This is a genomic window from Citrobacter sp. CFNIH10 (assembly GCF_002934585.1).
GTDB lineage: Bacteria > Pseudomonadota > Gammaproteobacteria > Enterobacterales > Enterobacteriaceae > Citrobacter_A > Citrobacter_A amalonaticus.
In genome coordinates this window covers 1,392,555-1,407,182 of the sequence record NZ_CP026216.1, presented here as the reverse complement: position 1 = coordinate 1,407,182, position 14,628 = coordinate 1,392,555, and the positions used below count along the sequence as shown (strand labels likewise).

General features: G+C 55.5%; 12 protein-coding genes and 4 tRNA genes. 1 reads left to right on the top strand and 15 read right to left on the bottom strand.

Going from position 1 to position 14,628, the window contains the following annotated elements; genetic code table 11:
• Window positions 1-1,197: a protoheme IX biogenesis protein HemY gene (gene hemY / locus C2U53_RS10220; protein ID WP_104445868.1), complete on the top strand. Its 1,197-nt coding sequence runs from the start codon at window positions 1-3 to the stop codon at window positions 1,195-1,197.
• A 686-nt stretch (window positions 1,198-1,883) separates the two neighbouring features.
• On the opposite strand, the gene C2U53_RS10215 is transcribed toward hemY, so the two are convergent.
• The 15 genes from C2U53_RS10215 to wecB all read right to left on the bottom strand — a co-directional run bounded on the left by C2U53_RS10215 (window position 1,884) and on the right by wecB (window position 14,576).
• Window positions 1,884-1,960: transfer RNA gene (locus C2U53_RS10215), tRNA-Pro, on the bottom strand.
• 41 nt (window positions 1,961-2,001) lie between these two features.
• Window positions 2,002-2,088 (bottom strand) — tRNA-Leu (locus C2U53_RS10210).
• A 19-nt stretch (window positions 2,089-2,107) separates the two neighbouring features.
• A tRNA-His gene (locus C2U53_RS10205) sits at window positions 2,108-2,183 on the bottom strand.
• Between the two features lie 57 nt (window positions 2,184-2,240).
• Window positions 2,241-2,317: transfer RNA gene (locus C2U53_RS10200), tRNA-Arg, on the bottom strand.
• 102 nt (window positions 2,318-2,419) lie between these two features.
• Window positions 2,420-3,805, bottom strand: coding sequence for an amino acid permease (locus C2U53_RS10195; protein ID WP_042998800.1), 1,386 nt, complete (start codon window positions 3,803-3,805; stop codon window positions 2,420-2,422).
• A 203-nt stretch (window positions 3,806-4,008) separates the two neighbouring features.
• The gene (wecG, locus tag C2U53_RS10190; RefSeq protein ID WP_104445867.1) at window positions 4,009-4,749 is read right to left on the bottom strand and encodes a lipopolysaccharide N-acetylmannosaminouronosyltransferase; all 741 of its coding nucleotides are present in this window, start codon (window positions 4,747-4,749) and stop codon (window positions 4,009-4,011) included.
• Window positions 4,750-4,751: 2 nt separating this feature from the next.
• Window positions 4,752-6,104 (bottom strand): ECA oligosaccharide polymerase, encoded by a 1,353-nt coding sequence (gene wzyE / locus C2U53_RS10185; RefSeq protein WP_042998798.1) that lies wholly within the window; start codon window positions 6,102-6,104, stop codon window positions 4,752-4,754.
• A complete protein-coding gene (locus C2U53_RS10180) occupies window positions 6,101-7,180 on the bottom strand; it encodes a TDP-N-acetylfucosamine:lipid II N-acetylfucosaminyltransferase (protein ID WP_104445866.1) in 1,080 nt (359 codons plus the stop codon). The genes wzyE and C2U53_RS10180 overlap by 4 nt, the downstream gene beginning before the upstream one ends.
• Window positions 7,177-8,427: a lipid III flippase WzxE gene (gene wzxE / locus C2U53_RS10175; RefSeq protein WP_044258285.1), complete on the bottom strand. Its 1,251-nt coding sequence runs from the start codon at window positions 8,425-8,427 to the stop codon at window positions 7,177-7,179. The genes C2U53_RS10180 and wzxE overlap by 4 nt, the downstream gene beginning before the upstream one ends.
• A 1-nt stretch (window position 8,428) precedes the next feature.
• Complete coding sequence (rffA, locus tag C2U53_RS10170) at window positions 8,429-9,559, bottom strand: dTDP-4-amino-4,6-dideoxygalactose transaminase (protein WP_044258283.1); 1,131 nt, start codon at window positions 9,557-9,559, stop codon at window positions 8,429-8,431.
• A gap of 4 nt (window positions 9,560-9,563) precedes the next feature.
• Window positions 9,564-10,241 (bottom strand): dTDP-4-amino-4,6-dideoxy-D-galactose acyltransferase, encoded by a 678-nt coding sequence (rffC, locus tag C2U53_RS10165; RefSeq protein WP_044267319.1) that lies wholly within the window; start codon window positions 10,239-10,241, stop codon window positions 9,564-9,566.
• Complete coding sequence (gene rfbA / locus C2U53_RS10160; RefSeq protein WP_042998793.1) at window positions 10,219-11,100, bottom strand: glucose-1-phosphate thymidylyltransferase RfbA; 882 nt, start codon at window positions 11,098-11,100, stop codon at window positions 10,219-10,221. The genes rffC and rfbA overlap by 23 nt, the downstream gene beginning before the upstream one ends.
• Before the next feature lie 19 nt (window positions 11,101-11,119).
• Entirely contained in the window at window positions 11,120-12,187 is a 1,068-nt protein-coding gene (gene rffG / locus C2U53_RS10155; RefSeq protein WP_044267323.1) for a dTDP-glucose 4,6-dehydratase, read from the bottom strand.
• Complete coding sequence (gene wecC / locus C2U53_RS10150; protein WP_044267324.1) at window positions 12,187-13,449, bottom strand: UDP-N-acetyl-D-mannosamine dehydrogenase; 1,263 nt, start codon at window positions 13,447-13,449, stop codon at window positions 12,187-12,189. The genes rffG and wecC overlap by 1 nt, the downstream gene beginning before the upstream one ends.
• Entirely contained in the window at window positions 13,446-14,576 is a 1,131-nt protein-coding gene (gene wecB / locus C2U53_RS10145; protein ID WP_042998790.1) for a non-hydrolyzing UDP-N-acetylglucosamine 2-epimerase, read from the bottom strand. Before wecB ends, wecC begins: the two co-directional genes overlap by 4 nt.
• Between the last annotated feature and the right edge of the window lie 52 nt (window positions 14,577-14,628).

Below are 14,628 nucleotides of genomic sequence, written 5' to 3'. Positions count from 1 at the left end.
ATGCTAAAAGTATTATTGCTCTTTGTGCTGTTGATCGCGGGTATCGTGATCGGCCCGATGATTGCCGGTCACCAGGGTTATGTCCTGATCCAGACCGACACCTACAATATTGAAACCAGCGTGACCGGGCTGATCATCATCCTGATCCTTGCGATGGTGGTACTGTTTGCCATCGAATGGCTGCTGCGCCGCCTCTTCCGGACCGGCGCACATACGCGCGGCTGGTTTGTGGGTCGCAAACGTCGTCGTGCCCGCAAGCAGACCGAACAGGCATTGTTGAAACTGGCGGAAGGAGACTATCAGCAGGTTGAGAAGCTGATGGCGAAAAATGCCGATCATGCTGAACAGCCGGTAGTGAACTACCTGCTCGCCGCTGAAGCAGCGCAACAGCGTGGTGACGAAGCGCGCGCAAACCAACATCTGGAACGTGCGGCAGAACTCGCGGGCAACGACACGATCCCGGTTGAGATCGCGCGTGTCCGCCTGCAACTGGCGCGCAATGAGAACCATGCCGCGCGCCACGGCGTGGATAAATTGCTGGAGGTAACGCCGCGCCATCCGGAAGTATTGCGTCTGGCAGAACAGGCCTACATTCGCACCGGTGCCTGGAGCTCGCTGCTGGATATCATCCCGTCAATGGCGAAAGCGAACGTCGGTGATGAAGAGCATCGTGCGATGCTGGAACAGCAGGCGTGGATTGGTCTGATGGATCAGGCACGTGCCGATCAGGGCAGCGATGGTCTACGCGAATGGTGGAAAAACCAGAGCCGTAAAACCCGTCATCAGGTCGCCCTGCAGGTGGCCATGGCCGAGCATCTGATTGAATGCGACGATCACGACATGGCGCAGCAAATCATTATCGACGGTCTGAAGCGTCAGTATGACGATCGCCTCGTGCTGCCAATTCCGCGTCTGAAAACCAATAATCCGGAACAGCTGGAGAAAGTCCTGCGTCAGCAAATCAAGACCGTCGGCGATCGCCCGCTGCTGTGGAGTACGCTGGGTCAGTCGCTGATGAAGCACGGCGAATGGCAGGAAGCGACCGTTGCCTTCCGCGCCGCGCTGAAGCAGCGCCCGGACGCGTACGATTATGCCTGGCTTGCCGACGCGCTCGACCGCCTGCATCAACCGGAAGAAGCGGCCACCATGCGCCGTGACGGCCTGATGCTGACGTTGCAGAATAATCCCCCGCAATAACGCCCTGACGCCCGGTGACGCTTCGCGATCCGGGCATTAATCGCATACACAAAATCATTCGGGATGCATCGAGGCGGCAAGTCTGAGGATCCCCGGGAGCTTACATAAGTCAGTGACCGGGGTGAGCAGGCGCAGCCAACAAAGGGGCAGCCTGGAGGATGACGTATATGCATAAAAAAACGCCCGCTCTTTTGGAGCAGGCGTTAAACAGGTCTTTATGACAACATAAATGGGTGCTTCACTCAACGTTATGTCCATGGTGTTTGATGAGGCCGAAGCGACATCTGTCTGTGGACGATAAGCACCGTAAACGGCTCTGCATCATTCCTGAGTTTATGAGGCACTATGGCGAGCATAAGAGATGGAATGAGCATCTACCCGACTATTATTGCACATTGCATGCCAGGATTGCACCGCTAAAAATAGGGATTAAGATAATTCGCTATCCCTGTACTGGCGCGGGTTGTCGGCGATTTTGCCTTTTTCTGCCAGCCGGAAATACACCTCATTGTCGCTCAGCAGAGACAGATCTCGCCCGATATACGAAAATCTTGAAATTTCAGAAGGTTAATCGTCACCAAATGGCGACAATGGCAAACAGGGTTGTCTCAGGGAAGCAACAGGGGGAAAGAAGAAGAAAGTGTGGCGTAGAAAAAGAAAAACCCCGCCGAAGCGGGGTTCAAAATTGGTCGGCGAGAGAGGATTCGAACCTCCGACCCACTGGTCCCAAACCAGTTGCGCTACCAAGCTGCGCTACTCGCCGATGTACTGCTTTTTGAATTTTTAGTTCAATTCGTTAAGTCGTGGTGCGAGGGGGGGGACTTGAACCCCCACGTCCGTAAGGACACTAACACCTGAAGCTAGCGCGTCTACCAATTCCGCCACCTTCGCATTTCACAACTTTTAATAATGGGGTGGCTAATGGGATTCGAACCCACGACAACTGGAATCACAATCCAGGGCTCTACCAACTGAGCTATAGCCACCACTGCAAATCTTTGTTACGCGGTATCAAAACCACCGCAGCCCCAGCACCGGGTAAATGGTGCGCCCGACAGGATTCGAACCTGAGACCTCTGCCTCCGGAGGGCAGCGCTCTATCCAGCTGAGCTACGGGCGCTTAGCGCCGTTGCGGGGGTGGATAATACGGACTTCACACCCCGCTGTCTAGTGCCTTTTTAAATAAAATGCGCGTTTGGTTACGCTTTGCGCGTTTTGTCGCTTATTCCCCCGTTTTCTGGGCGATACCCTGACGGTTGAGGCCAAAAACCTTGTAAACAGCCGTCACGGAGAGCAGGAAGATGATGCCGACAAACAGCGACATACGGGTATCTTCATTAAAGTACATGCCGATCAGTACGCAAACCAGGAAAGCCATCGTCAAATAGTTTGCCCACGGGAACAGAATTGAACGGAACGGATGGCTGGCCATCGCCGCTTTATGCGCCCGACGAAAACGCAACTGGCTAATCAGGATCACAAACCACGGCACCATCCCCGGCAGCACGCTTGCACTATAAACATAGACGAAGACGCGCTGCGGATTAGGAATGATGTAATTCAGGCACGAACCGACCAGCAGAATCGCAATCGACAACGCCACGCCCGCCACCGGAACGCCGTGACGGGAAACTTTCCCCATCGCCGCCGGCAGTTGACGATTCTTCGCCAGCGCGTAAAGCATACGCCCACAACTGTACATTCCGCTGTTACAGCCAGACAGCGCGGCGGTCAGCACGACAAAGTTGATAATCGCCGCCGCAGTAGTGATACCAATTTTGGCAAAGGTCAGGACGAACGGACTGCCGTTGCTGCCAATTTCGTTCCACGGGAAGATAGTGACGATCACGAAAATCGCTCCCACGTAGAAGATCAGAATACGCCACAGCACTTTACCTACCGCGCTACGCAGCGTGACCTGCGGGTTTTTGGCTTCGCCCGCCGTAATCCCAATCAGCTCCACGCCCTGATAAGAGGCGACCACAATACACAACGCGGTGAGGAAGCCTTTCCAGCCACCGGCAAAGAAACCGCCGTGCCCGGTCAGGTTACCAAAGCCAATCGGCTGCCCGCCGTTGCCAAGGCCGAAGAAAATCACGCCCAGACCCACCACAATCATCACGATGATGGTGGTGACTTTGATCATCGCAAACCAGAACTCAATTTCGCCATACAGACGAACGGCCGCCAGGTTTGCCAGCGCCACCAGTCCAACGGCAATTAGCGCCGGTATCCATTGCGCCATTTCCGGAAACCAGAACTGGACATAGACGCCGATCGCGGTGATCTCCGAAATACCGACCGCCATCCACATAAACCAGTATGACCATGCGGTGAGATAACCGAAGAACGGGCTCATGTAGCGGTGAGCGTAAACGGCGAAAGAACCGGCAACCGGCTCCAGGAACAGCATCTCTCCCATTGAACGCATAATGAAAAAGACGAACAGGCCGGCGACAATATATGCCAGCAGTACCGATGGTCCTGCCCATTTCAGGGTGCTTGCCGCCCCCATAAACAGGCCGACGCCAATGGTGCCCCCGAGGGCAATCAATTCGATATGACGAGCCTCCAGCCCACGCTGCAGCTCCGGTTTATTCTCTGCCATAAATCCTCTTGTCGTGTTTACATGCTTTCCGGCATTGCCGGTTATTGTTATGGGTACATCGCTGGGGGCGCATGTTTTCGCAAATTTGGCGAAATGGCAAACGAAGCATTAAAAAATTGCATTTTTTTGTAAAAACAGTGCAAAAATGAGGCAACATGGTAGCGCATGGAGCAGAATGCGCTACCTGCATGAAGAAGGGGTTTTTAGATATTACCGCTGTAGTGCCAGCGCAGGTAACGCAGTAAACGGAGTTGACGGGTAATGCGGCTCGGCTGCGACAGCAAGCGATACAGCCACTCCAGCCCCAGATTTTGCCACACCTTCGGCGCGCGTTTTACATGACCGGTGAAAACATCATAGGTACCGCCGACGCCCATATAGAGCGCATGCGGATGCACCTGCCGGCAATCGCGCATAAAGATTTCCTGTTTCGGCGATCCCATCGCCACGGTGACGATTTTCGCCCCACTGGCGTGGATTTGCTCAAATAGCGCAGGACGCTGCTCCGGCGTAAAATAACCGTCCTGGCTGCCGACAATGTTCACATTCCACTGGGCGCGCAGTTTCGCTTGCGTTTGCACCAGCACTTCCGGCTTTCCGCCCACAAGGAATACCGGCGTGCCTTCCTCACCCGCGCGGGCCATCAACGCTTCCCAGAGATCGGCACCCGCCACGCGAGAAACCTGGGCATGCGGAAATTTTTTTCGTACCGAGCGCACGACGCTGATCCCGTCGGCATATTTATACTCTGCTGCCTCAATCAGGGTACGGACTTCTGGGTTATCTTCCGCCGTCAGGACCTTTTCTGCGTTAATCGCCACCAGCGTACCTTGTTTAAGCTGGCCGCCAGCATAGAGATAATCCAGCGCATGGTGCATATCACGCCAGCCAATCAGCTGGAGTCCGCGCAGATCGTAAATTGGTGCTGTTATATTATCAGTCATTGCTATCCTTCAACCTGTTTGTCTGGCAGGGCTCGCCAACGTTTATGGATCAGTCCGGCCTGGTCAAACAGCCAGAACAGAAGTTTTGCCACCAGCAAACAGGCACCAAAAACCACCAGGAAAAAAACAACACGCGAGACAAACGAGTCCAGTCCCTCTCGCGCCAGCACGATCATATTGAAAATCGCGCCAAAGCAAAAACTATGCAAAATCGCGGCCTTGTAGCGGTTGGCCTCACGATTACCCAGCTCGTACAGCCAGTCGAACCATTTGATGATAAGCCCTACCACAACCGCGCCCAGCGGGATAAACAGCGCGCCGCCCATCACCACCAGCGAACCAATCAGCGTTGGCGAAATCGCCAGACCGGAATGGTTGTTCAGCACTTCCCACGTAAAGTAGTTCGCCGTATTCAGCACCACACTCGGCCGCCCTGGCCAAAGCCAGGAAGGAATAAAGACGTAGAAATCACGGGCAATTGGCGCCAGCCCCTGAAAGTCGATTTTGTCGTAATTTTGCAGCAGCAGCGCCAGGTTCTCCCACGGAGAAAACGTGTCACGGGTGAGATAGAGAAACGTATAGAACGCCTCGTCACCGCTGACGTTCAGCCCGTAGCGCTTCAATGCCAGCCAGAACATCCCGACAATCCCCAGCACGCCTGCTGCCGCCAGCATCCACAGCGAGATCCAGCCGCGAATAATACCGATGAACAGGAAAATGGCGAAGGCAATGATGATATTGGCGCGAGTGCCGCCGACAATCATATACGTCAGCAGGCCAAATGCGACGGTGCTGACCAGGAAGAACAGCCACGCTTTGCTGTCCTGGCGCAGAAAATAGACCACCAGCATCGCTGGAATGAAGAAGTAAAAGAAGCGCTTTAACGCCACGCCGGAAACTTCACTGGAAAAAATCTGGCTATACGACTGCAGGCGAAACAGTAAGAAACCATTATGCATGAAGAAGATGCCCACGCTGATCAGCGCAATCCCCATCAGAATCATCCAGGTGAGATGGGTTTCCACCCGATTCATCGTGAACAGCGGTTTGTACGGCGCGTCCGCAACCCGTTTGCGCAAGCGGGTCTTATAGGTCACATAGTAGATCGCGTAGAAACAGGCGGCGGAAAGCAGTGCCTGTAGCAGGATTTCCGGCGGTGCGACGGCAACGTCAAAGCGGAACGCCAGCACGCTGGTCAGCGGAAAGCCAAAAAAGAAGGTCAGCAAAAACAGCAGCGAGAAGAACACGTTGAAGTTGAAGCGCACGCGGCGAAACTCAAACCAGGTTAGCGTGGCGATAAACAACGTGGAGAGGAGCCAGACGACAAACAGGCCGCTGAACTGCATCAGACTCATAGCGCCTCCCCTGCGGCAACCTGCAACGCGTGATGCCAGGGCTGCAAATAGTTCGGGCTAAAGAAGGTAATGGTATTTTTATCGACTGAGGCCAGCTGGCGCTGCGCCTCGCGCACCACCTGTTCGTTAAGTTCATCGGTCGTAAACAGCACCGGAAGATGCTGTTCCACCATGTCCTGCCAGAAGGGATTTTCGCGGTTCAGCACGCAGGGCACGCCTGCCTGAATCAGCAAACACAAGGTGCCAATTCCCTGCTGACGGGCAAAAATAAAGTACCCGAGATCGCACTGACGAAGCAGCGCCAGATAGTCGTCGAACGCCAGCTTGTCGCTGAGGATCTGCAGGTTATCTGCACTGAACAGTCTTAGCCCCGCCTGACGAACGTCCGCGATATACGCCTCGTTATTCGCCGGATAGCCCATCGGGACAACCACATTTACGTTGTCGCCAAACTGCTGATGTACCGCCCGCAGCGCGGCGATATGTTCGTTGCTGCGATCGCCTGAGTTGCCCACCAGAATGGTCATTTTTCCGCTGCGTTGGCGATCGTTCACCATATTGTTGAGCGCGGGATCCATTCGCGTCGGGAAATAGAGCAGTTCTCCCGGCACGCGCGGATGCTGTTGGGCGAAATAGTTCAGATCGCCACGGGTGGCAAAAACGCCCCCAACACGGCTTTGCGCCAGACGGCGAAGCGGATAAAACAGTTTGAATTTCAGTCCGCTGGAGACTTCATACAGATCCGCGCCCCAGATGTGCCAGTAAAACTGACTGGGCTTAATTCCACCGCTCAGTAACGCCAGCCACAGCGCCATATTAAACTGACCGTGGAAGAAGAAACGCTGCTGTCTGTTCGCTTTAGCTTGCGCTATCACCGCTTGCGCCAGCGATTTTTTACCGCTGTAGAAACGGATGGAGAGCGCCGGGCAACTTTCCGTCAACCCGGCATCCTGACCGGCGACCATAAAGACACGGGCATGCTCACTGGTCGATGCCAGCGTATCGTTGAAAAACCGCAGCACGGTTTGATTATGGTGAGGGATATCCGATCCCAGTACGTGAATCAGTACAGTCATGCCCGCCTACGCCAGAGTAAAAATACACAACAACATAAAGAAAAATAGACGACATACGTTGCCATATAGGCCTGTGCCGCACCCAGCGCGCCATGTGCCGGGATCAGCCAGTGCGCAAATGCCGTCAATAAAAAGAACTGGCTGATTTCCGCCAGAATATAAAACCGCAGTGACGCTTTGGCGATCACCAGGTAACCGAAGACATATGCCCCAACTTTCAGCACATCTCCAACCAACTGCCAGGCAAACAGATCGCGCATGGCGGTGAATTTCTCAGAGAACAGCAGCCAGATAGCAAAGTCACGCAGCAGCCAGACGGAGAAGCTCGCAGCGGCCACCGCAGGCAGAACAAACTTCAGCGACTTCACCACTTCCCGTGTGATGTCCCGCTTTTCGGTAAGGCGCGACAGCGTCGGCAACAGGTAAACGCTAAACGACGCGGTAATAAATTGTAGGTAAGCATCCGAGATACTGCTCACCCCTTGCCAGATTCCGACGTCATCCCAACTGTAGTGCGCCGCCAGCAGGTTTCGCATCATCACATACGCCACTGGCAGCGTGACGGAGGTGATCAGCGCCATCAGGGTAAACTTGCTGAGCTGGCCCGCCAGCCCGTTATCCCAGGATGGCTTGAGATAGCACAGAGGGATCATTCCGCGTTTCAGCAGCATGGCTGCCGCCGGGATCACCACCAGTGCGGGCACCAGCGCCAGGCCGAGGAGCGCTCCTTCATAGCCACCCAGCCGGTAACAGCCATAATAGGCGACAACGCCCACCAGGCTGCCGACAATCAGTGACAGCGCATTCCCGGCCGCATCACGAAATCCTTTCATTAACGCCAGCAGCAGGTTGGCCCAGGCAATCCCCATCTGCACCAGCGCCACTAAGCGTACTAACCCCTGATACTGCGTATGACCAAACAGTCCCTGGCTAATCGGTGCCGCCGCAAGCAGAAACACCAGCGCCAGCAGCGTCGAAAAACCCAGCACCATCGCCGAGGATGTCCCGACCACCTGCCGCAATTGTTCGGGGTTATCGTGAGACTGCGCAACGTATTTGGTAACGCCGTTGAAAATGCCGGCCCCCGCCAGGACGCCAAGCACGGTGACCATCTGACGGAAATTTCCCGCTTGCCCGACACCCGCCGGGCCGAATGACACCGCCAGCAGCTTAACGACCAGTAACCCCGCGCCAATTTTGACCAGCGTGCTGGCCGCCGTCCACAAGGACGCTTTCGCAAGCGACATATCAGGCGAAATAGTTCAGCAATGTCGTAATCACCGTGCGCTGATTCACTGCCGACAGGTTATAGAACAACGGAAGGCGCAGCAGACGTTCGCTCTCTTTGGTGGTGTAGCGGTCCTCGCCGGAGAATTCACCAAACTTGTCGCCCGCCGGGCAGTCATGCAGCGGAATGTAGTGGAACACCGCCATAATCTCGGCTTCTTTCAGGAAGTTAATCAGCGCGCTACGATCGTCAATGTCGCGCAGCTTGATATAAAACATATGGGCGTTCTGTTTGCAGTCATCCGGAATGGATGGCAATTCAATTCTGCCCGCACGCGCCAGCGGTGCGAGGGCATCGTAGTAGGTCTGCCATAGCGCCAGACGCTGCTGATTAATGCGGTCCGCCGCTTCCAACTGTGCCCAGAGATAAGCGGCCTGTAGATCGGACATCAAATAGCTGGAACCAATATCACGCCAGGTATATTTGTCGACCTGACCACGGAAGAACTGGCTGCGGTTAGTCCCTTTTTCACGAATGATTTCGGCTCGCTCAATAAGGCTGCGATCGTTAATCAGCGTTGCGCCGCCTTCGCCACCGGCGGTGTAGTTTTTGGTTTCATGGAAACTAAAGCAGCCGATGTGGCCGATCGTTCCCAGCGCCCGGCCTTTGTAAGTCGACATCACCCCCTGCGCGGCGTCTTCTACCACAAACAGGTTGTACTTATCCGCCAGCGCCATGATGGTGTCCATCTCACAGGCCACCCCCGCATAATGCACCGGCACAATCGCCCGCGTTTTTTCGGTGATCGCCGCTTCAATGCGCGTTTCGTCAATGTTCATGGTATCCGGACGGATATCCACAAAGATGATTTTAGCGCCGCGCAGCACAAAGGCATTCGCGGTCGACACGAAGGTGTAACTCGGCATGATCACTTCATCACCCGGCTGGATATCCAGCAGCAGTGCCGCCATCTCCAGTGAGGCGGTACAGGAAGGCGTCAGCAGTACCTTCGCACTGCCAAAACGCTGCTCAAGCCACTGCTGACAACGACGGGTAAAGCCCCCGTCGCCACACAGCTTGCCGCTGCCCATTGCAGACTGCATATACTCAAGTTCGGTACCCACCACCGGCGGTGCGTTAAACGGAATCATGTTGTCACCTGTATAACCAGTACGCGGTGCTTTCTACATTCGCACCGCTTTGTATATAACGTTTAAGCGCGGCGGTGTTGCCCATCTGGGTCGCCACCCGCAATGTTGTTTTGCCGCGCACCTGCGCCCATCCCAGCGCCGCCTGCATCAGTTCTGCCCCAACGCCACGCCCGGCGAGCAAGCCGATTCGCGCCTCGCGGTCATCCAGTTCACGCAGCGAGACATAGCCGCGAATATCCCCATTTGAGGTGCGAAGAACCAGACACTGATGATCAAACGTGCCGTGCACCGCGTTTTCAATCCACTGCGCATAAAAGCGAGCGCTGGCGTCAGGCGCATACCACGGCGTGCGAAAGCGGCTTTGCGCAAAGGCCGCCGCAGCGAGCTGGCGCAAGGCCGGAATGTCCGTCAGTTGTGCAATTTCTGCGCCAGTTTGACCGTTGTTTTTCCCGACAGGAAGAACAAAATCGACTTCCCCTTCCACCAGCGCGAAACCCAGTTGTTGCAGAGCATCCAGCTCGCGGGTATTGGCCGCCGGGATTTTGGCCTGCACCCGCGACCAGGGCTGTAAGGCTTCTGCGGTCAATAATGGCGCCGCCGGATCCAGCCGGACAATGGCGCTGTTGATGCCAAAGAAGCGGTTTTCCCAGCCCAGCGGCTCAATACTGGCGTGGACGTGCACGAAGCAGCTCCAGTAAATATTGGCCATAACCTGTTTTCGCCAGAGCGCTGGCGGCACGTTTCACGCCGTCATCATCCAGCCAGCCATTGCGCCAGGCAATCTCTTCCAGACAGGCAATTTTGAATCCCTGACGCTTTTCAACCGTCTGCACAAAGGTGCTCGCCTCAATCAGGCTGTCATGCGTTCCCGTATCGAGCCAGGCAAAACCGCGGCCCAGCAGCTCAACGGTCAGATTGCCTGCGTCAAGGTACATCTGATTGATAGAGGTGATCTCCAGTTCGCCGCGTTCAGATGGTTTCACGCGCTTTGCGTACTCCACCACCTTGCTGTCGTAGAAATAGAGCCCGGTCACCGCCCAGTTAGATTTTGGCTGCTTCGGTTTCTCTTCTAACGAGATGGCGCGGAAATTGTCATCAAACTCCACCACGCCAAACCGTTCTGGATCCATCACCTGATAGCCAAACACGGTCGCCCCTTCGGTACGCGCGGCGACATGGCGCAATTTAGGACTGAACCCCTGACCGAAGAAAATATTGTCGCCTAACACCAGGCAGGAAGGTTCGCCGTTCAGGAACGTCTCACCGATGATAAACGCTTGCGCCAGGCCATCCGGACTCGGTTGTTCGGCATACTGCAAATGAATGCCAAATTCAGAACCGTCGCCTAACAGACGCTGAAAATATCCTTTGTCTTCCGGCGTGGTGATAATCAGGATCTCACGAATGCCGGCCAGCATGAGCACCGATAACGGATAATAAATCATCGGCTTATCGTAAATGGGGAGCAGCTGTTTCGACACGCCACGCGTGATAGGATGCAAACGGGTGCCAGAGCCGCCCGCCAGAATGATACCTTTCATGCCTTCCTCCTCCGGGAAATTAGCCCTTCAGACCTAAACGTTGCCCCTGATAACTGCCGTCTTGTACGGGCTTCCACCAGGCCTCATTCGCCAGATACCACTCCACGGTTTTACGCATGCCGCTTTCAAAGGTTTCCTGCGGCGTCCAGCCAAGCTCACGGGCGATTTTTGACGCATCAATGGCGTAACGTAAGTCGTGACCAGGACGATCGTCCACAAAGGTAATCAGGTCGCGGTAATGTGCGATACCCTGTGGTTTGTTCGGCGCCAGCGTTTCCAGCAGCTCGCAAATCGTCTCAACCACGTCCAGATTCTTACGCTCGTTATGACCGCCGATGTTATACGTTTCACCGACTTCTCCGGTGGTCGCCACGCAGTACAGCGCTCTCGCGTGATCGTCCACATACAGCCAATCGCGGACCTGCTGTCCGTTGCCATACACCGGCAGCGGTTTGCCCGCCAGCGCATTAAGAATCATCAGCGGTATCAGTTTTTCCGGGAAATGGTAAGGGCCATAGTTGTTAGAGCAGTTGGTGATAAGGGTTGGAAGACCGTAAGTGCGCAACCAGGCGCGCACCAGGTGATCGCTGCTGGCTTTCGACGCGGAATAGGGGCTGCTAGGGGCGTAGGGCGTCGTCTCAGTAAAGAAATCATCCGTCGAGTGCAGATCGCCATACACCTCGTCCGTCGAGATGTGGTGGAAGCGAAACGCCGATTTCTTCTCGTCAGCCCGTTCACTCCAGTACGCCCGCGCCGCTTCCAGCAGCGTGTAGGTGCCAACAATGTTGGTTTCGATAAACGCCGCCGGTCCGTCGATAGAGCGATCGACGTGGCTTTCGGCGGCCAGGTGCATCACGCAGTCTGGCTGATACTGTTGAAAAACCCGATCCAGCGAGGCACGATCGCAAATATCCACTTTCTCGAAAGCAAAGCGATCGTTCTGCGCAACCGGAGTCAGCGACATCAGATTGCCGGCGTAGGTGAGTTTATCCACCACCACCACCGCATCTGCCGTCTCATTAATGATATGCCGTACCACCGCTGAGCCGATGAAACCTGCGCCACCCGTCACCAGAATCCGTTTCATTAACGCCACACTCCTTTGGTATCCACGACGTACTGCTGCTGCACAGCATCGCCCTGAATGGCTTTAAACTGGCTATGATCGACCAGCATCACCAGCACGTCGGCCGTCGCCAGCGCGTCGTTCAGGGCGGCAAGAGTACAAAGACCGTCCAGCTTTTTCGGCAACTGGTGAATATTCGGTTCCACCACCAGCGTTTCACCGCTGTGCCACTGGGCGATACTTTTTGCGATCCCCATTGCCGGGCTTTCACGCAAATCGTCGATATTGGGTTTGAATGCGAGGCCAAAGCAGGCGATTTTCACTTCGCTGGCGCGCTTGTTCGTCGCCGCCAGGCAGTCCGCAACGGCGGCTTTGACCTGATCGACGACCCAGTGTGGTTTACCGTCGTTTACTTCACGCGCGGTACGGATCAGACGCGACTGCAACGGATTCTGCGCCACGATGAACCACGGGTCGACAGCAATACAGTGCCCGCCCACACCCGGTCCCGGCTGGAGAATGTTGACGCGTGGATGACGGTTCGCCAGGCGGATCAGTTCCCAGACGTTAATCCCCTGCTCGGCGCAAATCAGCGACAGTTCGTTCGCAAAGGCGATATTGACGTCGCGGAAGCTGTTTTCCGTCAGCTTGCACATTTCGGCCGTACGGGAATTGGTCACCACGCACTCGCCTTCAAGAAATATTTTGTACAGCTCGCTGGCACGCGCCGAGCACACCGGCGTCATGCCGCCGATGACCCGGTCATTCTTGATCAGTTCAACCATCACCTGACCCGGCAGAACGCGCTCAGGACAATAGGCGATATTCACATCCGCCTGCTCGCCCGCCTGCTGCGGGAAAGTGAGATCCGGACGCATTTCGGCCAGCCACGCCGCCATCTGTTCGGTCGCGCCAACCGGAGAGGTCGACTCGAGGATCACCAGCGCGCCCTTTTTCAGCACTGGCGCAACGGATTTCGCCGCCGCTTCGACATAGGTCATATCCGGCTCATGCTCACCTTTAAACGGCGTCGGTACTGCAATCAGATACGCATCGGCATCGACAGGGGTCGTGGTGGCGCGCAGAAAACCGCCTTCCACCGCCGTTTTCACGACGTTATCGAGGTCCGGCTCAACAATATGGATTTCACCGCGATTGATGGTCTCCACCGCATGCGGGTTAACGTCCACCCCAATCACCTGCTTTTGGCGCGAAGCAAAGGCAGCCGCCGTCGGCAAACCGATATATCCCAGCCCAATAACAGAAATGGTAGAAAAACTCATAGCGATACCCGATTGTTTTTTAATGCGTGTAAAATGCGGCCGCAGGCCTGCCCGTCACCGTAAGGGTTATGGGCGCGGCTCATAGCCTGATATTCGTTTTCGTCATGCAGCAAACGCGTGACTTCTTCAACAATGCGCTGTGGGTCTGTCCCCACCAGACGCACGGTCCCGGCGGTAATGGCCTCGGGTCGTTCGGTTGTTTCACGCATCACCAGCACCGGTTTGCCCAGTGACGGCGCCTCTTCCTGAATCCCGCCGGAGTCCGTCAGAATCAGCCAGGCGTGATTCATCAGCCAGACAAAGGGCAGATAGTCCTGCGGTTCAATCAGCGTCACGTTTTCAACATGACCGAGAATGCGGTTGACCGGCTCGCTGACGTTCGGGTTCAGGTGCACTGGATAGACAATCTGCACATCCTGATTGGCGGCCGCAATCTCCGCCAGCGCATGGCAAATCTGCTCAAATCCACGGCCAAAACTTTCGCGACGATGACCGGTCACGAGGATCAGTTTTTTATCCGAACTGAGGAACGGATACTGCTCGGCCAGTTCTGAACGCAACGTATCACTAGCCAGAACGCGGTCGCGCACCCAGATCAGTGCATCGATCACCGTATTGCCGGTGACAAAGATGCGGCTGTCGGCAATATTCTCGCGCAACAGGTTTTGCCGCGAGTTCTCCGTCGGCGCAAAGTGATACATCGCCAGATGCCCGGTCAGCGTACGGTTTGCCTCTTCCGGCCACGGGGAATAGAGATCGCCAGTGCGTAACCCGGCCTCGACATGGCCGACCGGTATACGTTGATAAAACGCGGCCAGACTGGTCGCAATCGTGGTGGTGGTATCTCCGTGTACCAGTACCACATCTGGCTTGAAGTCAGCGAGGATAGGCTTCAGCCCTTCCAGTATCCGACAGGTTATCTCTGTCAATCCCTGACCCGGTTGCATAATATTGAGATCGTAATCAGGAACAATAGAAAAGAGATTCAATACCTGATCGAGCATCTCCCGGTGCTGCGCGGTGACGCAGACTTTTGCGTCGAAATCAGGATCCTTTGCCAGCGCATGCACCAGAGGTGCCATTTTTATGGCTTCCGGTCGCGTGCCAAATACAGTCAGTACTTTCACATCGATTCTCTTCGAATAGTCAGTGAGGGCCCAGCCCCTCACTGCGGCAGTC

Bases quoted from the DNA above. Each gene is read 5' to 3' on its own strand.
- hemY (WP_104445868.1), top strand. From the start codon at position 1: ATGCTAAAAGTATTATTGCTCTTTGTGCTGTTGATCGCGGGTATCGTG.
- C2U53_RS10195 (WP_042998800.1), bottom strand. From the start codon at position 3,805: ATGGCAGAGAATAAACCGGAGCTGCAGCGTGGGCTGGAGGCTCGTCAT.
- wecG (WP_104445867.1), bottom strand. From the start codon at position 4,749: ATGACTGATAATATAACAGCACCAATTTACGATCTGCGCGGACTCCAG.
- wzyE (WP_042998798.1), bottom strand. From the start codon at position 6,104: ATGAGTCTGATGCAGTTCAGCGGCCTGTTTGTCGTCTGGCTCCTCTCC.
- C2U53_RS10180 (WP_104445866.1), bottom strand. From the start codon at position 7,180: ATGACTGTACTGATTCACGTACTGGGATCGGATATCCCTCACCATAAT.
- wzxE (WP_044258285.1), bottom strand. From the start codon at position 8,427: ATGTCGCTTGCGAAAGCGTCCTTGTGGACGGCGGCCAGCACGCTGGTC.
- rffA (WP_044258283.1), bottom strand. From the start codon at position 9,559: ATGATTCCGTTTAACGCACCGCCGGTGGTGGGTACCGAACTTGAGTAT.
- rfbA (WP_042998793.1), bottom strand. From the start codon at position 11,100: ATGAAAGGTATCATTCTGGCGGGCGGCTCTGGCACCCGTTTGCATCCT.
- rffG (WP_044267323.1), bottom strand. From the start codon at position 12,187: ATGAAACGGATTCTGGTGACGGGTGGCGCAGGTTTCATCGGCTCAGCG.
- wecC (WP_044267324.1), bottom strand. From the start codon at position 13,449: ATGAGTTTTTCTACCATTTCTGTTATTGGGCTGGGATATATCGGTTTG.